Origin of the sequence: Aliidiomarina sanyensis, from assembly GCF_003987175.1 — a bacterium.
GTDB classification, from domain to species: domain Bacteria; phylum Pseudomonadota; class Gammaproteobacteria; order Enterobacterales; family Alteromonadaceae; genus Aliidiomarina; species Aliidiomarina sanyensis.
Genome location: NZ_PIPM01000005.1, coordinates 151,685 through 173,493 on the forward strand (window position 1 = coordinate 151,685; position 21,809 = coordinate 173,493).

The window sequence follows — 21,809 nt, forward strand, 5'->3', positions numbered from 1 at the left end:
TTGATTAAAAACGAGCCGGCTAGTATACAGGAAATTACGGGCGATAACCGCCCGTAATTCCTTTTGTTGTCACGCTCACTGCATCATGCGCGTGCAACGACTCATAGTGGTTCACACGGATCTTGAAATCGAGCACGGTGGAGACTTTATTGAGTTCATGTTGGAGGCGCCGCGCCGCGTCTTCACAGAACATCAGATTCTGTCCGTTCAAACGAGCAAACTCTTGCTCATCCTCACGCTTAACCGCTGCTTGGACTGGCGTCTTCAGTGAACTTTCAATTCGATCAATCATGGCGACGATCGGCAGAATATCAACATCATCGCGCAGCTTGACTTGCACTTCGGCTAGCGAACGCTGGCTGTGCGGTGTTGCCACGATTCCCTCGGTGGTACCGAGCCATGCTTTGACGTCCTCAGCGTTCACTTCAGCATCTTTGAACCGTTTTTGAAACGCTTCTTGAATGAGCTGTCGTGCAAGCGCCGCTGAACAAGGACAGGTTGAGGAGTAGGTCACACCGATTTTTAGTTCGATATCATACTCTTTGCCATTGAAGGTCGCGGACACGGAAACAGGGTAGCCTTTCCAGCCCTGCTTTCCGCTAATAAGCGACTTACGGCGCAAGAGATATTCGAAGGCAAACGAAACATGGGCTTTCGTGCTCAAGTCATCGTGAGTTTCCACAAAGCGATCGAGCAGCCTCCGAACGCTGCTGGCGCTCAACACGTCGTCGTTTGCGAGTTCGTCCACGGCCAAATAGAGTCGTGACATATGAATGCCTTTCGCTTTCGGGTCATCAAGACTCACAAAAGCTTCAATTCGGGCGCCCACTTGTTGCGGTAACCCCGACTCACTGGCGACCATTACTGGCATTTCTATGTTGCTCATTCCCACCCAATCGAGTGAACCCTCAGTTTGAGCTTGGGCTTGATTTGCGATATCCGGCATAGAAGTCGGCATGCAGTACTTCTCCGTCCAGGTTGGCCCGAGCCAACGCGCTGTGTCGAAAATATGACCGCTAAGTATACCTCAAATTCAGTGAACGCTTCACCCCTCTCGGACGATTTCATTCACGGAACGCGGATTTGTTAGAGCAGTCAGCGTATATTACAGTGAACAATACGCAGCAAAGCAGATGATTGGATTTATGAACACGCAAACAACATATCTTGATTACGAGTTACTCAATCAGTATTTAGAAATCCTTGGTCCTGAAGGCCTCGGAGCCAGTGTGGCCACTTTTAAGCAAATGGCACCTGAATATTTAACGGAATTCAAAGGCTTGGTGAATGCTCAAAATGAGGTTGAGGTGCGTCGTTCGGCACACAAAATAAAGGGAAGTTGTCGCGCTTTGGGATTTATTCGATTGGGACAATCGATGCAGGAAATCGAGCGTGACGAATGGGTGTTTACCGATTTACCGGCCCGAGTTGAGGCATGGGAGGCTCAACTCGCCAAAGATCTCGAGCAGCTTGAACACTGGTTGGCTCAACAAACGGGTGCACGAGATTAAAAAAACGGACCCTGCGGCCCGTTTTTTCAGATTGCTTGGCATAGTCCCTTAGCGGTCAGCTACTTTGGTCGAGACGTCTCCCACAAAGCGATACCCTTCACCGTGAATTGTGGTGATGAGATTCGGTGTATCAGGATGCGCTTCAAAATGGCGACGGATACGGCGGATTGCGACGTCGACCGTCCGATCATTCGGACGCAGCTCGCGGTCTAGCATTTTGCGCACGAGTGTATCGCGATCGTGAATTTTACCGGGCTGTGTCAAGAACAGCTCTAAGGCCCGATACTCACTCTTCGGTAACCGGAATACTTTCTTATCTGGGGAATATAAGCAACGGCTGTCGCAGTCAAGAACCCAGTTGTTAAAGTGAAACTGTAAGCTGCCCTCAACCTGTTCATCACTCGGCTGTCGAATTTGCTCGATGCGGCGCGCAAGATTGCGCACCCGAACCGTCAATTCCCGCGGGTTATACGGCTTAATCAGATAGTCATCGGCACCGAGTTCGAGGGCGAGGAGGCGATCTTCATCGCTATCGCGGCCGGTGAGAAAGACCAAACCAATATTGTCTTGTTCACGCAGGGACTCAGCCAGCTCCAGACCGCTTTGGCCGGGCAAGTTCACATCCATGATAATAATATCAATGGGTTGCTGAGCCATAATGTGTTCCATTTGGCGACCATCGGCGGCATCAAATACATCGTACCCTTCTTGTTGGAACAAGCGAGTCAATGTTTGGCGCGTCACCACTTCGTCTTCGACGATTAAGAGTCTGACGTTATTTGTTGGTTCCATGCTGTTTTTTATTCTCCGCGCGGTGCTAGCAATTTGCTCAATATATAAGAATATGATTTCAGGAGTGAATAATGCAAGTTATCCCCCCTTTTTTTTAACAACTTGATGCCATGTTGACCGGAAATTAGGCTGAGGGTTCCATGGGAATGTAGAGCGTCACGCGTGTCCCATGCGGGCGGTCTTCGTTTTTGACAAATACATCGCTCTCACACTGCACGTCCCCATGCAACAGGTGGGTGAGCCAATTGAAGACTCGGTACAAACCAAGGCCTTTATCGCCTTGCGAGCGACCGGAGGTCACAAAGGGCTCGAACATACGGGCAAGAATCTCTGGTGCGATACCCCGGCCATCATCTGCGACTTCCACAAGTATCTGACCATGTTCCATCCAAATACGAATGGTTGTGGTCAGCGGCAGCGGTTCGCCATCATCCGTATAAATGGTTGCATGTCGAATGACGTTTTCGATCAATTCGGTGAGGAGCTGCTCCATCACCAATGGGCGCAATTGAACGGTTTGATCTTCGGAGCACTCGAGCACAATGCGGACGTGTTCTGGAACCACCAGTGCATTTTCAACGCGTTCAATGGTTCGTTCAGCACATGCGCGCAGATTGACCTCGTGGGGTGTATCGTTACGATTAAACATCGCCATTTGTTGAAAGTGACGCACGAGTTCTGCACACCGATCGAGGTTCTTATTTATAATCCGCAGACTTTCACGCCCTTGTTCAAAAAAGCTATCGAGCAACGAGGAGTGCTCTGGAGATTCGGGCTCATGCTCCAGCAATCCATCCTCAAGTTCTCGCTGCTTATCCTCCAGAAGGGTTGCAGCGGTGATGGCAGCGCCAATGGGCGTATTCAGCTCATGAGAAATACCGGCAATCACATCACCCAGCGAAGCGAGCTTATCTTCGGTTAAGCGTTTGCGCTGATATTGATGTAATTCCTCCAACGCCTGCGTCAACCTGCGGTTGGCTTCAAGTAATGCATGTGTGCGCTCACTTACTTCCGAGTCCAGACGTTCAGTCGCGTTGCGTGCTTGAGCCGATGCGTGCTCCGCATAACGTTGCTCTTGGCGGTACTTTTCCAGCAAACGACGAACTTGGTGCCGTAGCTCGGAAAACTCAGAGGGTAAATACGGCGTGTTATCCAGCGTTCGTTCTTTGGTCTGACTAGCATCGGCGATGGCTCGTGTGAAGCGATGAATGCTCGTTTCGAGGCTGCGAGTAAAGAATCGCAGACCGACAGTCACACTGAGCATCACGACCAAAAAGATACCGAGCGAGAACGATAAATGACGTTGAAACTGCGATTTTACCCCATGCAACGAAGAACGGAGCATGACCACACCGGTAAGATTCCGGTCTTGATAGATGGGGACTGTGACTTGTATGTAATCGGATGTAAATACATGCTGCACCGAGCCATCGATTTGGTTCTCTTGGCTGGGCAGAGGTGAGCGCCCTTGTTGATGATAGCCGATCAGGTAAGTTAAGGTTTCGCCATCGGGGCTGATGGTATAAATGTGGGCATGCAAGATGCTTTCATAGGGAGAAAGGCCGCTCAACATCATTTGTAGTTGAGATTCACCCATCTCAATTCCAGCGGCTTGACTCGCAATTTGCTGTGCAAGGGTTGTGGTTTGTTGGGCCAGTTGATTGCGCTCTGAATTAGAAACCCAGAGCGCCGTCATCGCGATAAATATAAGCAAGGCAAAGGCGACAATCCCAGAAACAATCACATTGAGACGTTGCACGAGCGACCACCGCTCAAAGCGCCGCTTCTGCTGCGTGTTCGATGGCGTCTCAGACTGCTTCAGGGTAGCCACTTAATGTGCGCTCCAGACAGTAAATTTTGAATTCTCAGCCAGGATATCGACATGGCGATAAATGGCCTCCAGGTGCTCACGATAGGGTAAAAACCGATTCGCGACGAGCAGTAATCTTCCCCCAGGACTCAGAATAGTGCGGCTTTTCCTAATAAAATCTCGGGTAATTTCGTAATCCGTGCGTTTTCCGGTGTGAAACGGTGGATTGGTCACGATCCAGTCGACAGGTCCGTTAAAATCACTCAGCCCATCCGAACCGATCAGGGAGAGCTGCTTTTGTGGTAGACCATCTTCGCGTTGGAGGATAGGAGCCAAGGTCAGTTGAGTTGCGGCTAACGCGAGCGGACTGACATCAAGCGCGCTAATCTGCGTGACTTGAGGGTGCAACGCGAGGACCGCACTGATAACGCCAGCACCACAGCCGAAGTCGAGCACGTGACCACTGATATGAGGCGGCAAATGATCGAGTAGCAGTTCTGTGCCCGCATCGAGATGTTGTGCGCTGAAAACACCCGGGAGGGTCGTGACCGTGATGTCCCCCTCGGGCCGTGAAATCTGATAGCGACTTAACCACGCCTCGAGGGAGAATGGACACGCGTGATGAAGCTCGGTGCGAAGCAGTTGGCAATGGTTGCCGTTGGCGATTTTATAAAAAGGGGCCCAGCCTTCGTGTTCCGTCTTTAATTGAGATTTAATGCCCGTATCTTTATGGCCGCACAGCCACAATGGCGTTCCTGGTTGAGCGACCGCGCGCAGGTTGGCCATCAGCATGGCCATTAATTGTTTTTCCTTCGGTAAAAATACAAGCACACCGTCATAGTTAACGGATTTGGGTGATTCGAATTGTGCTGCGAAGCAGACTGAATGGAGCGCACCCTGCTTACCGCGTACATGCAACGCCCAGACATCGAGTTCGCGTTCCGGCCAATGGTGCTGAAGTGCTCCTATGGTGCCTTCTGCGGGATTGACCACGAGAAGCCGATTGGCCTGTATTTCAGTGGCTTGCCGAAGAATAAGTTGGGCTGCAGCATCAAGCATTGAACGGACTCATCGGTTAACTAGGACGATCAGGATACGCTTCAACAAAGGTATCGACCATTTCGGACGCATGGGGTATTTCATCCGCATCAAAGCAGACAATATGAAACAGTGCTTCACCCTCATGACTCACTGGGATATTACTGATTCCAATCACAATGCCGCCGACACTCGCATACACGCTCGTATGTTCCCCACCGTGAGGGGGGGCGATGTGCGCGAGCAGTTGGCCTCGTGCGACAGTATCCCCCAAAGAAACCTTATGCAGGACAAGACCATCGCCTTCAGCTCGCATCCATACCGAACGTTGGGCAAATACCGGCGTCACTTTCTTACGGGTACGACGGCCTTTCATCATCTTGAGCATTTTCATGACGTTGGTCACGCCATTGACCCCTGCTTTGATGGCTGAGTAATCGAACCGGAGCGCCTCTCCTGCCTCATATAAAATCAGAGGGATACCCAGCTCTGATGCTTGTGATCGGAGCGAGCCATCGCGGTCTTTGGCATTCATGATCACGGGACAATTGAACGCTTCCGCCATGGCAGTTGCCTCGGGATTATCCAGATTTACCCGAATTTGCGGTAGATTGCTGCGGTGAATCGCACCCGTGTGAAGATCGATGATATGGGTCGCCCGTTCGACCAGTTTGGTGCGGAAAAGGTGCGCTAAGCGACTCCCAAGTGCACCGCGCTCAGAACCCGGGAAACATCGATTTAAGTCACGACGGTCCGGCAGGTAGCGGGTTTGCTGGATAAATCCGAACATATTGACGACCGGCACAAGCAATAAGGTTCCAGTGAGTTGTTTCGGGTCAATCACTTGAATCAATCTGCGGCAGATCTCGACACCATTGAGTTCGTCACCATGAATGGCGGCACACACGAGAAGAACCGGCCCGGGTTTAACGCCGTGCAGCACTTCGACGTGCAAATCCAAGGGGGTATCGCTATATAAGCGTGCGGCGGGGAGAAGCACACGCTCTTGAGTGCCAGGGGCGATCGCGTGGTCGCCCAATTCGAAAGGAAGTGCGCGTTTACGAGCCATACTGCGAGTTCCTACTTATCCGCGACCTTTGGTGCGCGTACGATTTTGCTTAGCCGTCTTTTCAATAAAGGTAATAATTTGACTTGCGACGTCTTTCTCAGTCGCAGTTTCGATCCCTTCAAGACCAGGTGAGGAATTCACTTCCATGACCAGTGGGCCGTGATTTGAACGAAGGATATCAACCCCCGCAACGTTCAACCCCATGGTTTTTGCCGCTTTGACAGCTGTAGCACGTTCCGCAGGGCTTAATTTCACCAGCGTTGCGCTGCCGCCACGGTGTAGATTTGAACGAAACTCCCCGGGTTTGGCTTGTCGCTTCATCGCAGCAATTACTTTGTCCCCGATCACGAAGCAACGGAGATCCGCACCGCCCGCTTCTTTTATGTATTCTTGCACCATAAAATGGGCATTGAGCCCCATAAACGCCTCAATCACACTCTCGGCTGCTTTGCGGGTTTCCGCCAATACCACCCCAATCCCCTGTGTCCCTTCAAGTAACTTGATGACCAGGGGGGCACCGCCGACCATATCAATCAGGTCAGGAATATCGGTTGGTTTGCTGGCAAAGCCTGTGACTGGCAGGCCGATCCCTTTCCGGGAAAGTAATTGCAATGAGCGCAGTTTATCGCGGCTTCGACTAATCGCAACGGACTCATTGAGTGGGTAGGTACCCATCATCTCAAACTGACGAAGAACGGCAGTTCCATAAAATGTGATCGACGCGCCAATTCGCGGAATGACGGCATCAAATTCTGGCAGGATTTTCCCTCGGACATGAATTTCTGGTTCTTTGGCGTTGATGTTCATGTAGCAACGTAATGGGTCGAGAACGTGCATCTCGTGTCCACGCGCTTCACCCGCCTCAATCAGACGACGCGTTGAATATAAATGTTTATTGCGCGAGAGAATGGCGATTCTCATAAGGGTTTTCCTTGTAGATATGACGCTTGCGGATCCACGAGATAGCGCCCATTGAGTGCTTGCCGTCCGAGTAACATCCGAAACTTCATTGTATCACGGTTTGTCAGGGTGAGCTCAGCCAAAAATTCGTCCGCCGATGGTCCGAAGCCAACTTGTACGCGTGTGCGAATGACGTAGCGAATTTCTTTGTGCCCGCCCGAGTCGGTCACTTCCCGCTGCTCGAGTACAGGCGCTTCACATACGTGCTCGGTCAGGTCATTTTGAATGGGGTGAACCCAAATTTTCAGCCATTCTTCGCCGTTTCGCTCAAAAGGTTCCAGCCGAAACGCGTGCAAGCAAGATGTACGCGCACCGGTATCTACTTTCGCTTTGATCGCGTTGATGCCTAAATCGGGCAGGGCGAGCCATTCACGCCAACCGGTTATTTTTTCTGGATGTATTTGCTCGCTCACGCAAAAACCTCATGTTAGAGTTGATCTTAAGTATATCGGCATTCGTTTTATTGCTGTCGATATATCGGCGATCGTGATGTTGTCACGATGGGGTGCGCACGGACAAAACATAGCGTGGCAGTGAAGGACCGCGCTGCAACGAAGTCGCTCACCACATTCACACAGTCGCTGACAGGTTATAGCGCAAATGTAACGTAAAACCGAATGGAGTGAAACTCATGTCAGTCTGTGAGCAATGTAATTGCTATAAAGGAATGGGCTTTAAAATTAAGATGGCGTTTCAGCCGATCGTACAGGTACAAAAGAAAGAAGTGTACGCGTACGAAGCGCTGGTTCGTGGTGCAGATGGCGAAGGTGCGGGGGAAGTCCTTGCGCGGGTGAACTCCGATAACATCTACAGCTTTGACCAAACCTGCAGAACCACCGCAATTGAAACGGCATCCAAATTAAAAATGCAGGAAAAACTTAGCATTAACTTCTTACCCAATGCTATTTATGAGCCAGAAACCTGCCTCGAGCGGACCTTTCGGATGGCAAAGAAACTCGATTTTCCCCATCAAAACATTATCTTCGAAGTCACCGAGCATGAGCGGGTTGAAAATCATAGTCTCCTTCTTGAAGTGTTTGAAACCTACAAGCGAAATGGTTTTTTAACGACCATTGATGATTTTGGTGAAGGCTATGCGGGACTCAATCTGCTTGCTGAGTTTCAGCCGGACATGATTAAACTCGACATGGCGCTGATCCGAAATATTCACCAGCGTCGCGTTTCACAGACTATTTTACGGGGTATTCTGAGCGTGGCTCGGGAACTTGAAATCTGCATTGTCGCTGAGGGTGTTGAAACCCACGATGAATACAGCTTTTTGTTCGACCAAGGTGTTCAGCTGATGCAGGGATACTATTTCAGTAAGCCACTGATCGAAGGACTGACGAACCCGTTTACTCAGCGGACGACTCGTCTACAAGATAGTCACTGCGCGTCGCTTGTAGTTCCCGAAGATAATTAACGAATTCTTCTGCGGGACGGTCCAGCGCATTGTCGGAAATAAACAGGTCATATCCGAGCAGCTCACGCATGTGCTGCATGCGCAGTGCAAAAGACGCGAGCACACCATCGTAGATCGTCTCGGAGTCCGTTTTGTATTTTGAAGGAACATCAAAATAGGGCGTGAAATCTTCCAAGTCGGGCTTCTCAGCCCGCAGGGCCACCACGAGGAGCTGACGTTGTTCGAGCAAAACATGGACCGCCATGCGCTTGTCGATGTTCTGTAGCAAGGCGTCATACGAATGCAGCCGAAAACCGATCACTGGGACTTCAATTCGATCAATGCCGCGCTGAATCGTCGGAATTCCAATCCGTTGAATATTGTCCCAGGTTAACTGCCATTGTCCTTTTCGATGTTGATAAACGATCGCTTTAGGATTCATGATCAACGACGCGGGGGGCTCGATCAGCTTGCCAATCCCCACGGCTAGGGTAACCAGTGAAAAACCGGTGCCGGTGATCAGCAAGGCAAGCGGAAATTCCTGAAAGATTGCATTGCACAGGAATGTGGCAACCAACAAACTTCCCCCCAGCACGGTGATGACCAGACCATTGCGTTTTGCTTGCGGATGCACAATTTGTTCGGGCATTGAGGTATTTGCGGGTTGTTCAGCCATCAGTCAGTCCTAGCGCATGGCGCAGTATGCGCTGCGTGAAATGTGTTTTTAGATAAAAGCCGCGCGGAAGCGTTTGCACGGGTGCCCCGTCCGGGCCGACACTGCGTGTTGCGACGCGGGCATTTGCTGCTTTCGGGCGCAATTGAAGGGCCGTGCCATGGCGTGCAGTCACTTGGTCAACCCGCCCTAGGGTAATGAACTCGGTGAGTTCCTCCCAGTCAGCTTTTAAAATGGCTTCTTCTTCAAGACTGGGCTGCCATAGGATAGGGACACCGACGATCCGTTCTGGAATTGGAATCTGGCGACGACCATCGACAGGAATCCATAGGACATGGCGTAATTTATTGCGCACATTGGAGGTTTCCCATTCGACACCGTTGTAACCGGTCAGTGGCGCAATGCAAACATACGTGGTCTCAAGGGGTTTGCCGTCCGGGGTGATGGGAATTGTCTTTAATTCAACCCCGAGGTCTGGAAAGTCTTGTTCAGGTTTTGACCCTGCGGTGGCCCCCAAAAAAAGCTCAATAAGTTGCCCCGTCCAGCCTTTTGCTTTGCGAAAATCAGCAGGGACCTGCCATCCTGCAACATGTGCAAGATCAGCAAACGTGTATCCTGTCAGTGCATGCGCTCGCGCCTGCAATTCAGCAAGATGTTTGGGTGGTGCGGAGGGTACAGTTAAAGCCACGACATTTACTCGTTGTTAATCGGGGTTCATGGTATGGACTTCACCGGCAGGGTGCAAGTCTCAGGCGCAATTGTGTATGAAGTGAAGTCGGCCAAGGCGCATGTGAAGATATTTGCCGCGGGGCCTGCTTTATGGAAGAATCGGACTCAAGAGGAATTTATGAGGATGCTCGCGTGATTGATGCCGAGGGATATCGTTCAAATGTCGGCATAGTGATATGTAACGAGCAAGGGCAAGTTTTTTGGGCACGACGCTTTGGCCAGCAAAGTTGGCAGTTCCCCCAAGGAGGAATCGACGATGGCGAAACTCCGGAACAAGCGATGTATCGTGAGCTCTACGAAGAAGTTGGACTGCGGCCAGAGCAGGTAGAAATTGTTTACACGAGTCGCACCTGGTATCGCTACCGACTTCCGAAACGACTCGTTCGTAAAGGAGCTAAGCCAGTTTGTATTGGCCAAAAGCAAAAATGGTTCTTGCTCAAACTCACATGTCCTGAGTCCGAGGTCGACGTACTGCAATCAGGTCACCCTGAGTTCGATGGTTGGCGCTGGGTAAGCTATTGGTATCCGGTTCGCCAGGTCGTCGCGTTTAAGCGCGATGTATACCGCCGAGTGATGAAAGAGTTCGCTCACGTCGCGATGCCTTTTCGAGGGAAACCACGTCCAAAACGTCATAAACGAAAGCGATAGATTATGCTGACAACGCTGCAGCGCATAGTAGAGGTCGTGAATCAGGCTCCGGATCTTGATTCGGCGCTGCGCGCTATTGTCAATCGAGTTCGCGCGGCGCTTGGAAGTGATGTTTGCAGTGTTTATCTTGCGGATCACGATCGCCAAGAGTTTGTTTTGATGGCCACTGAAGGCCTAAAATTAGATACTCATCAACGTGTTAGTCTCCAATTCGGCGAGGGTCTCATAAGCCTCGCGGCACAACGAGAAGAACCCCTCAACTTCGCGAACGCCGCGGAGCATCCCAATTTTAAGTTGGTCGAATCGGTGGGTGAAGAAGCCTACCGCGCAATGCTGGTTGCGCCCATTATTCACCAACGTAAAGTCCTCGGTGTCCTAGCGGTTCAGCAAAAAAAAGCACGCGCATTTTCGGGCGAGGAAGAAGCATTTGTGGTGACACTGGCGGCACAGCTTGCTGCTGTCATTGCCCACGCTGAAGCGAAAGGACTGGTCACAGGGCAACACTCGCCATGGTTGCGCAACTTAACCGGACTGGCCGGCGCCCCCGGGGTTGCCATTGGACAAGCCTTTATCGGAAAACCTGCAGCAACACTGAGTTCGGTCGTCCCTCGGCGCACCGAGTATCCCTGGCGTGAGATTCACAAGTTCCGGAAGGCGGTGCTTCAGACCCGCATGGAGTTACGCAGCTTGGCGGAACAAGTAGCCGAGTATGTTGCGGAGGATACCCTCGCCATTTTTGATGTTTACCAAGGCATGTTGGATGCGGCTAGCCTTGGGGATGCGGTCGAGAAAAAAATCAAAGATGGCTGGATGGCACAAACCGCCGTGAAGATGGTGGTCGAAGATTTTGTTGCACAGTTTGAAGGTCTTGACGATCCCTACTTGCGTGAGCGCGCGGTTGATGTGCGAGACCTCGGACAACGAATTCTCTCGTATTTGCAAGAACGGAATGGAGCCCAACAAAGTTTCCCTGAATCGTGCATTTTGGTTGCAGATGAAGTGACAGCCAGCATGTTGGCATCGGTCCCGCGGGATAAATTACAGGGTTTAGTATCACTTCATGGTTCTGCAAACTCGCATGCGGCAATTATGGCACGCAGCATGGGTATCCCTGCCGTGTTCGGAATCAATGAAGTCCCGCTGACCTATTTATCGGAACGCGAACTGATCGTCGATGGCTACAGCGGTGATGTGTTTGTCAACCCGCCCGCGCAACTTCTCGAAGAGTACGAGGTACTTCGTAACGAAGAACTCGAGCTTGCAGCAATTGTTGCAGAAGGGCGAGATCAACCCGCGCAAACCGAGGACGGTGTGCGGGTGAGCTTGCAAGTCAATGCTGGAATGAACGTTGAGCATGGTCAGGATCGCTGGGGACACTATGAAGGCATTGGCCTTTATCGAACCGAGATTCCGTTTATGATGCGCGAGCGGTTTCCAACGGAAAAAGAGCAATTGGATCTCTATCGTCAAACGCTCCGAGCTCACAAAAAGGTTCCCGTCGTGATGCGGACGCTCGATATCGGTGGTGATAAGCCATTGCCGTATTTTCCGATTCAGGAAGAAAACCCGTTTCTGGGCTGGCGCGGAATCCGCATGACCCTAGACCACCCCGAGATTTTCTTGGTGCAAGTACGCGCCATGCTTAGGGCGAGCGTGGGGTATGAGAATCTAAACATTCTGCTCCCGATGATCACCACGCTCGATGAAGTCGATGAAGCGACACGGTTGATTAATCAAGCGTACTTCGAAGTCCGAAATGAGCTCGCGCAAAGCGATAAGCAAGAACAGCTGACTCGGCCGCTGGTAGGCGTTATGGTCGAGGTTCCAGCGCTTTTGTATCAATTGGAAGCGGTAGCAAAAAAAGTCGATTTCTTCTCAGTGGGTACCAATGATTTAACCCAGTATTTGTTCGCAGTGGACCGTAATAATGCGCGGGTGGCTAGCCTCTACGATACCTACAACCCTGCATTGCTTCACGCGCTGCAACATATTGTTGAACGCTGTGAGGAATTGCGAAAGCCAGTGAGTGTCTGTGGGGAAATGGCCGGGGACCCAGGTGGGGCACTTCTGCTCGTGGCGATGGGCTATCGAACGCTGTCGATGAGTACGCATAATCTTGATAAGATTCGCTGGATTCTGCGCCATGTGGATAGCAACGTACTGCAGGTGCTTCTGACGCAAGCATTGTCGTGTTCACATCCAGACCAAGTGCGTCGGTTGGTCACCTTAAAACTTGAGGCTCTCGGTCTGGGCGGCTTCGTAAGGGCAGGTAAGTAATGCTGATCAGTCTGCTGATGTGTGTGATCGCGGGCGTTTTTGCAGGATTGCTTTCAGGTATGCTTGGCATCGGTGGTGGTGTCTTGATTGTCCCACTCCTGATTTACCTATTACCGAGCCTTGGCTTACCTGCCAGTATCGTTGTCCCCACAGCGATTGGAACGAGCCTCGCGACCATTATGATCACCACGTTGGCGAGTGCGCGAGGGCATGCAAAGCGCGGTTATGTGTTGTGGCCCTGGGTTCGCGTGATCCTACCTACTTTGATTTTAGGGGGCTTCCTCGGCGCTTATTTGGGCACTCAGCTCGCACCGGAATTACTCCAGCGCATATTCGCGGTAATCCTGTCGCTGCTGGCACTGCGCATGATTTGGAAGCGACAGCCGAGTAAACGTGAGGGCGGTCCGCCCAATTGGATTGTTCGTGCGTGGTCGGCGGTGATTGGTGTGGTTTCAGCGCTTGTTGGGATTGGTGGTGGTGCGCTCGTGGTTCCACTGCTTCATTTTTATCAAATCGCGATGCGCAACGCCGTGGCGGTTGCTGCTGTCACAAGTGTGGTATTGGCCGCGGTCGGGACTCTCACCTATATGCTGGGCCGTCCCGACTTAGGGGATGCCTCGATTCCGGGGTTGGTTGGCTATGTGTATTTACCCGCATGGCTTGCTATCGTGGCGACCTCGGCGGTTTTTGCGCGCGTGGGTGCGTCGATCGCTCATCGACTTCCAGTGCGTTACTTACAGCGAGCTTTTGCGGTACTCTTAATCACCATTGCGGTCCATTTATTTATTTCGTAGGGATATAGGCTTTCACGTCATGAGTTCAGATTATTTGCAGTTTCCAGGTTGGGATCCCGTGGCTATCTCACTCGGACCGCTCGCTGTCCATTGGTATGGTCTGATGTATCTGGTCGGTGCTGGCTTTGCCTATTGGTGGGGGAATCGCCAAGCCGATCGCGATCCGAATTGGAGTCGTGAGAACTGGCAGGACTTGTTGTTCTGGGGATTCATCGCGCTCATCGTCGGTGGTCGGGTCGGGTATGCGCTATTTTATCAATTCCCCACCGTGGTGAGTGACCCGCTTTATTTATTCCGATTTGCGGAAGGTGGTATGTCGTTCCATGGTGGATTAATTGGGGCAATTACGGCAATCGTCATCTACGCAATCAAAACCAACCGTTCGATTTTAAGTGTCGGTGACTTCGTTGCTCCCTTGGTACCCGTCGGTTTGGGAGCCGGACGAATTGGCAACTTTATTAATGGCGAGCTCTGGGGACGCGTGTCCGATGTTCCGTGGGCTATGGTATTCCCAACCGGAGGACCTTTGCCACGTCATCCATCCCAGCTTTACCAGGCATTTGCAGAAGGTTTAGTCCTTTTTCTAATTCTCTGGGCATTTAGCCGCAAGCCCCGTCCAGTGGGTGCAGTTGGTGGTCTATTCTTGGTCGGGTATGGTACCGCGCGAATGATTACGGAACTGTTCCGGGAGCCAGATGCGCATCTTGGAATGTTAGGTGTGTTTACGATGGGACAGTGGCTCTCCATCCCAATGATCATTGCTGGGGCTATTTTGATGACGCTGGCATATCAAGGACGCTTCAGTGCTTCGACGCCGCCTCCCGCCAAGAAAACAAAGCAAGCACAACCCAAAAAGAAACGAGGTTCGTAATGCGTCAATATTTGGATTTAATGCGCCATGTTCTTGAGCATGGGACCGTAAAAGAAGATCGGACTGGAACTGGCACACGCAGTATTTTTGGCTATCAGATGCGTTTTGACCTGGCCGCTGGCTTTCCCCTGGTGACCACAAAAAAGTGTCACTTGCGCTCAATCATTCATGAGCTGTTGTGGTTTTTGAAAGGCGAAACCAATATTCAGTACCTCAAAGAGAATGGTGTAAGTATTTGGGATGAATGGGCGACCGAAGATGGCGATTTAGGCCCCGTGTATGGTGCGATGTGGCGCAACTGGCCGACACCGGATGGTGGTACTGTCGATCAAATCAGCGAACTTATAGCGCAGATTAAGCGCAACCCTGATTCTCGTCGTTTGTTAATTAGTGCATGGAATCCGGCACTTCTACCCGATACGCGAATGACCCCACGGGAAAATGCGGCAGCCGGCAAGCAAGCGTTACCTCCTTGCCATACGCTATTCCAGTTTTATGTCGCAGACGGCAAGTTGTCGTGTCAGCTTTATCAGCGAAGTGCGGATATCTTTTTAGGTGTGCCTTTTAACATTGCAAGCTACGCACTCTTTACGATGATGGTTGCGCAAGTGTGTGAACTGGAGCTCGGCGAGTTTATTCATACGTTTGGCGATGCACATCTTTATTCCAATCATTTGGAGCAAGCTAAGCTGCAATTAAGTCGCGAACCTCATCCGCTTCCACAAATGCGTTTAAATCCAGACGTGAAGGACCTGTTTGCGTTCACCTATGATGATTTTGAGCTTGTAAACTACCAAGCGCATCCACATATCAAAGCGCCAGTCGCTATCTAAACGGTACGGGTAATGAACGAGACAGATTTGCAGGAGTGGCAACGTCGCTTTGGTGGAATTGAACGCCTGTATGGAGTTCAACAGGCGGCGCACATCCGACAACTGCACCTCGCCGTCGTGGGTCTTGGAGGTGTCGGTTCGTGGGCCGCCGAAGCGCTCGCACGAACGGGTGTGGGAAAACTCACTCTCATCGACTTGGATGATGTGTGCCTGAGCAATACCAATCGGCAGTCCCATGCGTTCACATCAACGGTGGGCCAACCAAAGACCGAAGTCGTGGCTGCCCGTTTACGCGATATCAATCCATCCTTGGAGCTGCGGATCATTGACGACTTCGTCACCCCTGACAATTTATCCGAGGTGTTCGCTGAGCGTCCCGATGGGGTATTGGATGCAATTGATAGTTTGCGTGCCAAAATTGCCCTGTTGGTATGGTGTAAGCGGAGTAAAATCCCGATCGTCACCACGGGAGGTGCGGGTGGACAGATTGATCCATCCGCATTAGCCATTGCGGATATTTCCAAGGTGACGCAAGACCCACTGATGGCAAAAGTACGCAATCAATTGCGTCGTGATCATGGGTTTAGTAAGAATCCTAAGCGCAAGTTTGGGATTGATTGCGTGTATTCAACAGAACAATTGCGGTACCCAGTGCTAGGTGGTGATGTTTCTTACGCTAAACCGGGGCATGAAGCAACGCGACTCGATTGTGCGACAGGATTTGGAGCATCCATGATGGTGACTGCGAGTTTTGGTTTGCTGGCGGCAAGCAAATTGATGGAACGGGTCCTTCCTAAGCACACACCGAGCTCTTGACGGTCTTTAAGACCCGATGAAGCCCGTTATTGCGAGAAGGACTCAACTGCTGCTCGAGACCACATGCCTGCAGCCAATCGGCCGCTTGGAATGCGCTTACTTCATCGCGCGTTTTCCCCTGAATAGGCGCAAGGAGTACCAGCAATAAACCGGCAACGAGCCGAGATTCACTGTGACTGACAAACCACCACCGAGTCTCCGTGTTTGAGTGATCTGCTTGGATATTAACCCAAACGGCCGCCTCGCAGCCGAACACACTAAACTCTGGCCGCATAATGTCCGTATGAGGATAATCACGCCCCAGCAGTAGTAAATACCGAAGTCGCTGTTCCCATTGACGAAGCGCAATCAGATCGGCTTGAAGTTGTGCGCTGTTTGGGAATGGTTGGGAGAGTGCCATGATTCGGTGCCTACGCCGGTAAGTATGTTTTAAAACAGGGTGCCAGCTTGAGTTGACACTCTATTCAACTGAATTTTGCGCGCATTATAGCCTGATCACTTGTTTCGTGCAGGCCGCTTTTACATAATGCACGCTTATGTCTGTTTGACGTATGAATGACGAGAAGGAAGAAGTTATGAAAATCTTGGTCGCGGTAAAGCGCGTCATTGACTACAACGTCAAGGTCCGTGTGAAAGCCGATCAGTCCGATGTGGACTTAAGCAACGTTAAAATGGCGTTGAACCCTTTCTGTGAAATCGCAGTGGAGGAGGCCGTGCGCCTGAAAGAGAAAGGCACTGCGGAAGAGATTGTGGTGGTATCGATTGGACCGAAAGCGTGCCAGGAGCAAATCCGCACCGCATTAGCACTCGGTGCCGACCGCGGCATTCACGTCGAGACAGACACGATGCCCGATTCTTTGGGCGCTGCAAAATTACTCAGTAAAGTAGTTGCCGAAGAGCAGCCGCAGCTGGTTATCTTGGGCAAGCAAGCGATTGATTCAGATAACAACCAAACCGGTCAGATGCTTGCTGCATTGACCGATATGCCACAAGGAACCTTCGCTTCGGAAGTGAAGATTAACGATGGCAAAGTGCAAGTCACGCGTGAAGTGGACGGTGGACTGCAAACCGTTGAGCTCACGTTACCTGCCGTGGTGACCACCGATCTGCGTTTAAACGAGCCGCGCTATGCATCGCTGCCAAATATTATGAAAGCGAAGCGGAAGCCGCTAGACGTGAAAACGCCAGCGGACTTGGGCGTTGAGCTTGCGGCAAAGGTTGCGCTGTTAAAAGTAGAGCCGCCTGCAGAGCGCAGCGCTGGGGTGAAAGTTGCAGACGTAGCAGAGTTGGTTGAGAAATTGAAAAACGAGGCAAAAGTATTATGAGCATTTTAGTCATTGCAGAACACGATAATAAAACGCTCAATCCAGCCACGCTGAAGACCCTGACTGCAGCACAAGCTATGGGTGATGACGTCCATGTGTTGGTGGCCGGCGAAGGCTGTGGTGCGGTCGCTGAAGCAGCAGCGCAAGCTGCCGGTGTACAAAAGGTTTTCTGTGCCGATCATGCGGCCTATGCACATCAGCTGGCCGAGAATATCAGTGCGTTGGTGGTCAGCCTCGCTGAGGGCTACAGCCATATTGTGGCTCCTGCGACCACCACGGGTAAAAACTTCATGCCGCGTGTTGCCGTTTTGCTCGATGTTGCCCAGATTTCGGACATCATCTCAGTTGAAGCGCCGGATACGTTCCGTCGTCCAATTTACGCGGGTAATGCGATTGCCACAGTTCAATGTCAGCAAGCGGTGAAAGTCATTACCGTTCGTGCTACGGCCTTCGATGCGGTGGCAGCCGACGGTGGCCAAGGTTTGGTCACGTCACTTGATGCAGTTTTCGAATCAGATAAAGTGCGCTTCGTTGGCGAGCAAGTCGCGGCGTCGGAGCGTCCTGATTTGGCGGCAGCTCGGGTGGTGATCTCCGGTGGACGCGGCATGCAAAACGGTGAGAACTTTGCATTGCTAGAAAAGGTAGCGGATAAGCTAGGCGCAGCAATTGGCGCATCACGCGCTGCGGTTGACGCGGGTTTTGTCCCGAACGATATGCAGGTCGGTCAGACCGGCAAAATCGTCGCTCCAGAGCTGTATATTGCGGTGGGAATCAGTGGAGCAATACAGCACCTTGCGGGAATGAAAGACTCCAAAGTCATTGTTGCCATTAATAAAGATGAAGAAGCGCCTATTTTTCAGGTCGCGGATTATGGCCTAGTGGCTGATTTATTTGAGGTGCTACCACAACTCGAAAGCGCTTTATCTTAACTGCGTGACAAGCAGGTCGGTCCTCTGCTAACCTGCTTGTTAATAAAGTATTACAAAAAAGTTGGTTAAATGGGTGTAAATACTTGCGAAATCATGATTAATCAGACATGATTTTTGCACAGTCATTAGCCAGGGACTCCCAGTTCGGGGTACGCAGGATAGGTGGCAACAACAATGAAAAGAAAAACAACTATGTTTAAAAAACTCCCTCTTGCCTCTGCTGTCGCACTTGCAATTGCAATGCCTGCACAGGCCGCTGATTTTTCTGCAGGTCCGTTCGAAGTATCGTTCGATTCCACGTTTTCCGTGGGCGCAACGTGGCGGACAGGTCAGCGTGATATTCGGGTGCTGCACCCAGGAAACTTTGAAGGTGGCTTGGGCCAATCAGGCGTTGCCGACGATGGTAACCTGAACTTCGATCGGGGTGACTTAACCTCTTGGGTTTTTCGTGGCATTCACGATGTAGATATTCGCACTCAGAACGCTGGTGGCGTCTTCATTCGGTTTAACTACTGGTACGACGCAGTGTTGGAGCGAGAAGGCGTAGCGCATGGCCATACAGGAACCAACTACTTCCCTGATGTGCGCCTTGACCCAAACTCTTTTGATGATTACTCCAAAGGGAAGGGCATCAACCTTCTCGACGCCTTCTATTACACCAGCTTCGATTTAGGCAATAGCCCGGTCGATTTGCGGGTGGGACGTCAAGTGTTGAGCTGGGGTGAGAGTACCTTCATCTTTAACGGTGTGAACTCGATTAACCCACTAGACGTAAACGCGGCCCGCCGTCCCGGTGCTGAAGTGCGTGAAGCCCTGTTGCCGGTCGGCATGGTGAGCACATCGATCGGTTTAAGCGATGCGTGGAGTTTGGATGCGTTCTGGCAGTTCGAGTGGGATAACACCAAGCTCGACGGATGCGGAACCTTCTTCTCGACCGTTGATATTTTGGGTGGCCCAGGCTGTAACAAAGTCACCCTGAATCCAGAGGTGGCGCCGGGTCGTTTCTTGAGCGACCGTGAGTCAGTTGAAGCTGGTTTGTACCTGACTCGGACAGACGATGTGGAAGCGAGTGACACGGGGAGTTTTGGTGTTTCAGCACGCTACTACTCGATGGATCTCGACACGGAATTTGGTTTTTACTACCTGAACGTTCACAACACGGCGCCGATTATTTCCGCGACCGATTGGCGGACGAATAACTTCAGCAATAACGTGGTCTCTCAGCTAGGACCGATGTACTACGCTGAATATCCGGAAGATAACGAGATTTATGGCGTGAGCTTCAGTACCACCCTGAGCGAGTGGTCATGGTCAGGTGAGGTAAGCTACCGTCCAAATCAAGCGGTGCAGATCAACACCACTGAAATTTTGACTGCGGGTCTCCGCCCAGAAGTGCCGAGTACGTTTACTCCGCGCTTAATCGAAGCACGCCCAGACGGCGTTGCGGTTGGGAATCGCGCTCGGGGTTATGAAGAGCTCGAAGTATGGCAAGCACAGATGACTTTCGTAAACTTCTTCGAGCGCCTCTGGGGCTCGGATCGGATGACGTTCATCGGTGAAGTGGGCGCCAACTACGTTTCTGATCTACCAGGTCTTGATGAGCAGCGTTTCGGTCGCAGCCCAGTGTATGGCAAGTGTTTGTCGGTGGCTGACCAAATGGCGCTAGGTAATCCTAGCCCTGCTGGCAACATGAACTGTGATGGGTTTGTCACGAGCTTCTCGTGGGGTTATCGGACACGCTTTATCTTTAACTTCTCGAATGCGTTCATGGGCTGGAACATTAACCCAACGATCGCGTGGAACCATGATGTGAAAGGGTATTCACCAAACCCGAACTTCATCGAAGGTCGCCAGAACTTGGGTCTGTTGCTTGACGCGAACTACTTGAGCAACAAATACCGGATCACAGTGGGTTACAACCGCTATCAAGGCGCGGATTACGATCCAATGCAGGACCGTGACCACATCTCTGCTAGCTTCTCGATGTCATTCTAAACGACAACGAAATTCCAAAAGGCTCCTCCGGGAGCCTTTTTTGTGACCTCAGCTGCGCTGGGTTTTGCTCAAGGGGGATTTCGCGTGGCCCGGAGTGGGTTAGTCCCTCTGCAGGGTGTCTGCCGCATGGATGCGGCAGTCAAGCCCCCATGGATGGGTTCACGGCGTCCCTGCAGAGGGACTAACCCGCGAAGGGCCCAAGAGCGAATTCACGCCCGAGCAAAACCCAGCGCAGCGGAGGTAATACACCGCGACCTCCGAAGCCCTTGGTTGTATTCCGCATTGGGATTGCATATAATGCCGCCGATTTTTCACTCGCTCTTTGCCAGTACAGGAACCTCCCATGCATGCAATGTTAAATATTGCGGTGCGTGCTGCACGTGCAGCCGGCCGTGTCGCCATGAAATCTTTTCAACAACCCGACCAAGTCGAGTATGAAGAAAAAGGCGCTAACGACTTTGTCACGAACATCGACAAAGCCTGCGAACAGACCATCATCGCGACCATTCAAAAATCTTACCCAGACCACGATTTCCTCGCAGAAGAGTCTGGCGCGCATCATGCGAAGGGAGAGTACCTGTGGGTGATCGACCCGATCGATGGCACCACCAACTTCATGCGCGGAATCCCGCACTTCTGTATCTCGATTGCGCTTATGCATAAAGGCGTTACACAACACGCTGTTGTGTATGATCCCGTGCGCGAAGAAATGTTCACTGCAAGTCGTGGTGCGGGAGCACAATTGAACGGATACCGCATTCGCGTTTCGGCTCGAAAAGAATTGGAAGGCACCCTCCTTGCAACGGGATTCCCATTCAAACTCAAGCATTTGTTGCCGGACTATCAAAAGGTATTCAATTCATTTTTTGAGCAAGCTGCGGATGTGCGTCGTGCGGGTTCAGCCGCTCTGGATCTGGCTTATGTGGCTGCAGGTCGTGTGGATGGCTACTGGGAAGCGGGTCTTAAATTGTGGGATACGGCTGCGGGTGAGTTGCTTGTGCGCGAAGCGGGTGGTGTTGTGACCGATTTTGGTGGCGGTATGAATCATCAAAATTCAGGTAATATCGTGGCAGCATCGCCTCGTGTTTTACAAGGAATGGTGAGCAAAATGCGTCCGCTATTGCCAGCCGCCTTGTTGAAATAACCGCGACAGCAAAAGGCTTAGAGAACAACGTAAAACGCCGGCCCTGAAGAGGTGCCGGCGTTTCTTGTTGTGCGCCGGGCACGGCGCGTTGCGCCCTGACGGGTGCTATTCCTGTACAGGTGGTACTGACAGGATGACTTGGAGGTGAGAGTCCTCTGTGAGCCCGGTAAGGGGAATCACTAGCTGAACCGCA

Annotated in this window: 22 protein-coding genes; 12 read left to right on the top strand and 10 right to left on the bottom strand. The window is 51.6% G+C overall.

Annotated features, from left to right (window positions below; all coding sequences use genetic code 11):
• Window positions 1-34: 34 nt before the first annotated feature.
• Window positions 35-958 (bottom strand): GTP cyclohydrolase FolE2, encoded by a 924-nt coding sequence (gene folE2, locus CWE11_RS06770; protein WP_126776850.1) that lies wholly within the window; start codon window positions 956-958, stop codon window positions 35-37.
• A gap of 187 nt (window positions 959-1,145) precedes the next feature.
• Here folE2 and CWE11_RS06775 point away from each other — a divergent pair, with 187 nt between their 5' ends.
• Window positions 1,146-1,511 carry an Hpt domain-containing protein gene (locus CWE11_RS06775; protein WP_157981313.1) on the top strand — a complete coding sequence of 122 codons (366 nt, stop codon included), beginning with the start codon at window positions 1,146-1,148 and terminating at the stop codon, window positions 1,509-1,511.
• A 48-nt stretch (window positions 1,512-1,559) separates the two neighbouring features.
• Here CWE11_RS06775 and CWE11_RS06780 read toward each other — a convergent pair whose 3' ends face one another.
• From CWE11_RS06780 to CWE11_RS06805, 6 genes are all read right to left on the bottom strand, one after another.
• Entirely contained in the window at window positions 1,560-2,303 is a 744-nt protein-coding gene (locus tag CWE11_RS06780) for a response regulator (RefSeq protein ID WP_126776852.1), read from the bottom strand.
• 124 nt (window positions 2,304-2,427) lie between these two features.
• On the bottom strand, window positions 2,428-4,134 hold the full coding sequence (locus CWE11_RS06785) for an ATP-binding protein (RefSeq protein WP_126776853.1): 1,707 nt from the start codon (window positions 4,132-4,134) through the stop codon (window positions 2,428-2,430).
• The gene (locus CWE11_RS06790) at window positions 4,135-5,172 is read right to left on the bottom strand and encodes a class I SAM-dependent methyltransferase (protein ID WP_126776854.1); all 1,038 of its coding nucleotides are present in this window, start codon (window positions 5,170-5,172) and stop codon (window positions 4,135-4,137) included.
• Between the two features lie 16 nt (window positions 5,173-5,188).
• Window positions 5,189-6,220, bottom strand: coding sequence for a succinylglutamate desuccinylase/aspartoacylase family protein (locus CWE11_RS06795; protein WP_126776855.1), 1,032 nt, complete (start codon window positions 6,218-6,220; stop codon window positions 5,189-5,191).
• A 15-nt stretch (window positions 6,221-6,235) separates the two neighbouring features.
• A complete protein-coding gene (gene rimK, locus CWE11_RS06800; protein ID WP_126776856.1) occupies window positions 6,236-7,141 on the bottom strand; it encodes a 30S ribosomal protein S6--L-glutamate ligase in 906 nt (301 codons plus the stop codon).
• Window positions 7,138-7,593 carry an ATP-dependent zinc protease family protein gene (locus CWE11_RS06805; RefSeq protein ID WP_198675612.1) on the bottom strand — a complete coding sequence of 152 codons (456 nt, stop codon included), beginning with the start codon at window positions 7,591-7,593 and terminating at the stop codon, window positions 7,138-7,140. Before CWE11_RS06805 ends, rimK begins: the two co-directional genes overlap by 4 nt.
• A 218-nt stretch (window positions 7,594-7,811) precedes the next feature.
• Here CWE11_RS06805 and CWE11_RS06810 point away from each other — a divergent pair, with 218 nt between their 5' ends.
• Entirely contained in the window at window positions 7,812-8,603 is a 792-nt protein-coding gene (locus tag CWE11_RS06810; protein ID WP_126776857.1) for an EAL domain-containing protein, read from the top strand.
• Here CWE11_RS06810 and CWE11_RS06815 read toward each other — a convergent pair.
• The gene (locus CWE11_RS06815; RefSeq protein ID WP_126776858.1) at window positions 8,536-9,258 is read right to left on the bottom strand and encodes a DUF2982 domain-containing protein; all 723 of its coding nucleotides are present in this window, start codon (window positions 9,256-9,258) and stop codon (window positions 8,536-8,538) included. The two genes, CWE11_RS06810 and CWE11_RS06815, sit on opposite strands and share 68 nt — an antisense overlap.
• On the bottom strand, window positions 9,251-9,943 hold the full coding sequence (mutH, locus tag CWE11_RS06820) for a DNA mismatch repair endonuclease MutH (RefSeq protein ID WP_126776859.1): 693 nt from the start codon (window positions 9,941-9,943) through the stop codon (window positions 9,251-9,253). The genes CWE11_RS06815 and mutH overlap by 8 nt, the downstream gene beginning before the upstream one ends.
• A gap of 173 nt (window positions 9,944-10,116) precedes the next feature.
• Here mutH and rppH point away from each other — a divergent pair, with 173 nt between their 5' ends.
• Genes rppH through tcdA form a run of 6 tightly spaced genes read left to right on the top strand, consistent with a single transcriptional unit; the run spans window position 10,117 to window position 16,223 of the window.
• Window positions 10,117-10,632, top strand: coding sequence for an RNA pyrophosphohydrolase (rppH, locus tag CWE11_RS06825; RefSeq protein WP_126776880.1), 516 nt, complete (start codon window positions 10,117-10,119; stop codon window positions 10,630-10,632).
• A 3-nt stretch (window positions 10,633-10,635) separates the two neighbouring features.
• A complete protein-coding gene (gene ptsP, locus CWE11_RS06830; protein ID WP_126776860.1) occupies window positions 10,636-12,909 on the top strand; it encodes a phosphoenolpyruvate--protein phosphotransferase in 2,274 nt (757 codons plus the stop codon).
• Window positions 12,909-13,703 (top strand): sulfite exporter TauE/SafE family protein, encoded by a 795-nt coding sequence (locus tag CWE11_RS06835; RefSeq protein ID WP_126776861.1) that lies wholly within the window; start codon window positions 12,909-12,911, stop codon window positions 13,701-13,703. The genes ptsP and CWE11_RS06835 overlap by 1 nt, the downstream gene beginning before the upstream one ends.
• Before the next feature lie 19 nt (window positions 13,704-13,722).
• Window positions 13,723-14,574: a prolipoprotein diacylglyceryl transferase gene (lgt, locus tag CWE11_RS06840; protein WP_126776862.1), complete on the top strand. Its 852-nt coding sequence runs from the start codon at window positions 13,723-13,725 to the stop codon at window positions 14,572-14,574.
• The gene (locus tag CWE11_RS06845) at window positions 14,574-15,407 is read left to right on the top strand and encodes a thymidylate synthase (protein ID WP_126776863.1); all 834 of its coding nucleotides are present in this window, start codon (window positions 14,574-14,576) and stop codon (window positions 15,405-15,407) included. The genes lgt and CWE11_RS06845 overlap by 1 nt, the downstream gene beginning before the upstream one ends.
• 12 nt (window positions 15,408-15,419) lie before the next feature.
• Window positions 15,420-16,223 carry a tRNA cyclic N6-threonylcarbamoyladenosine(37) synthase TcdA gene (gene tcdA / locus CWE11_RS06850; protein WP_198675613.1) on the top strand — a complete coding sequence of 268 codons (804 nt, stop codon included), beginning with the start codon at window positions 15,420-15,422 and terminating at the stop codon, window positions 16,221-16,223.
• On the opposite strand, the gene CWE11_RS06855 is transcribed toward tcdA, so the two are convergent.
• Window positions 16,201-16,623: a SufE family protein gene (locus CWE11_RS06855; RefSeq protein ID WP_126776864.1), complete on the bottom strand. Its 423-nt coding sequence runs from the start codon at window positions 16,621-16,623 to the stop codon at window positions 16,201-16,203. The genes tcdA and CWE11_RS06855 overlap by 23 nt on opposite strands.
• Before the next feature lie 175 nt (window positions 16,624-16,798).
• On the opposite strand from CWE11_RS06855, the gene CWE11_RS06860 reads away from it, so the two are divergent.
• The 4 genes from CWE11_RS06860 to suhB all read left to right on the top strand — a co-directional run bounded on the left by CWE11_RS06860 (window position 16,799) and on the right by suhB (window position 21,616).
• Entirely contained in the window at window positions 16,799-17,548 is a 750-nt protein-coding gene (locus CWE11_RS06860) for an electron transfer flavoprotein subunit beta/FixA family protein (protein WP_126776865.1), read from the top strand.
• A complete protein-coding gene (locus CWE11_RS06865; protein WP_126776866.1) occupies window positions 17,545-18,477 on the top strand; it encodes an electron transfer flavoprotein subunit alpha/FixB family protein in 933 nt (310 codons plus the stop codon). Before CWE11_RS06860 ends, CWE11_RS06865 begins: the two co-directional genes overlap by 4 nt.
• A gap of 192 nt (window positions 18,478-18,669) precedes the next feature.
• Complete coding sequence (locus tag CWE11_RS06870; RefSeq protein WP_126776867.1) at window positions 18,670-20,472, top strand: DUF1302 domain-containing protein; 1,803 nt, start codon at window positions 18,670-18,672, stop codon at window positions 20,470-20,472.
• Window positions 20,473-20,815: 343 nt separating this feature from the next.
• A complete protein-coding gene (suhB, locus tag CWE11_RS06875) occupies window positions 20,816-21,616 on the top strand; it encodes an inositol-1-monophosphatase (RefSeq protein WP_126776868.1) in 801 nt (266 codons plus the stop codon).
• Window positions 21,617-21,809 lie beyond the last annotated feature (193 nt).

Bases quoted from the DNA above. Each gene is read 5' to 3' on its own strand.
- folE2 (WP_126776850.1), bottom strand. From the start codon at position 958: ATGCCGACTTCTATGCCGGATATCGCAAATCAAGCCCAAGCTCAAACT.
- CWE11_RS06775 (WP_157981313.1), top strand. From the start codon at position 1,146: ATGAACACGCAAACAACATATCTTGATTACGAGTTACTCAATCAGTAT.
- CWE11_RS06780 (WP_126776852.1), bottom strand. From the start codon at position 2,303: ATGGAACCAACAAATAACGTCAGACTCTTAATCGTCGAAGACGAAGTG.
- CWE11_RS06790 (WP_126776854.1), bottom strand. From the start codon at position 5,172: ATGCTTGATGCTGCAGCCCAACTTATTCTTCGGCAAGCCACTGAAATA.
- CWE11_RS06795 (WP_126776855.1), bottom strand. From the start codon at position 6,220: ATGGCTCGTAAACGCGCACTTCCTTTCGAATTGGGCGACCACGCGATC.
- rimK (WP_126776856.1), bottom strand. From the start codon at position 7,141: ATGAGAATCGCCATTCTCTCGCGCAATAAACATTTATATTCAACGCGT.
- CWE11_RS06810 (WP_126776857.1), top strand. From the start codon at position 7,812: ATGTCAGTCTGTGAGCAATGTAATTGCTATAAAGGAATGGGCTTTAAA.
- CWE11_RS06815 (WP_126776858.1), bottom strand. From the start codon at position 9,258: ATGGCTGAACAACCCGCAAATACCTCAATGCCCGAACAAATTGTGCAT.
- ptsP (WP_126776860.1), top strand. From the start codon at position 10,636: ATGCTGACAACGCTGCAGCGCATAGTAGAGGTCGTGAATCAGGCTCCG.
- CWE11_RS06835 (WP_126776861.1), top strand. From the start codon at position 12,909: ATGCTGATCAGTCTGCTGATGTGTGTGATCGCGGGCGTTTTTGCAGGA.
- lgt (WP_126776862.1), top strand. From the start codon at position 13,723: ATGAGTTCAGATTATTTGCAGTTTCCAGGTTGGGATCCCGTGGCTATC.
- CWE11_RS06845 (WP_126776863.1), top strand. From the start codon at position 14,574: ATGCGTCAATATTTGGATTTAATGCGCCATGTTCTTGAGCATGGGACC.
- tcdA (WP_198675613.1), top strand. From the start codon at position 15,420: ATGAACGAGACAGATTTGCAGGAGTGGCAACGTCGCTTTGGTGGAATT.
- CWE11_RS06855 (WP_126776864.1), bottom strand. From the start codon at position 16,623: ATGGCACTCTCCCAACCATTCCCAAACAGCGCACAACTTCAAGCCGAT.
- CWE11_RS06860 (WP_126776865.1), top strand. From the start codon at position 16,799: ATGAAAATCTTGGTCGCGGTAAAGCGCGTCATTGACTACAACGTCAAG.
- CWE11_RS06865 (WP_126776866.1), top strand. From the start codon at position 17,545: ATGAGCATTTTAGTCATTGCAGAACACGATAATAAAACGCTCAATCCA.
- CWE11_RS06870 (WP_126776867.1), top strand. From the start codon at position 18,670: ATGTTTAAAAAACTCCCTCTTGCCTCTGCTGTCGCACTTGCAATTGCA.
- suhB (WP_126776868.1), top strand. From the start codon at position 20,816: ATGCATGCAATGTTAAATATTGCGGTGCGTGCTGCACGTGCAGCCGGC.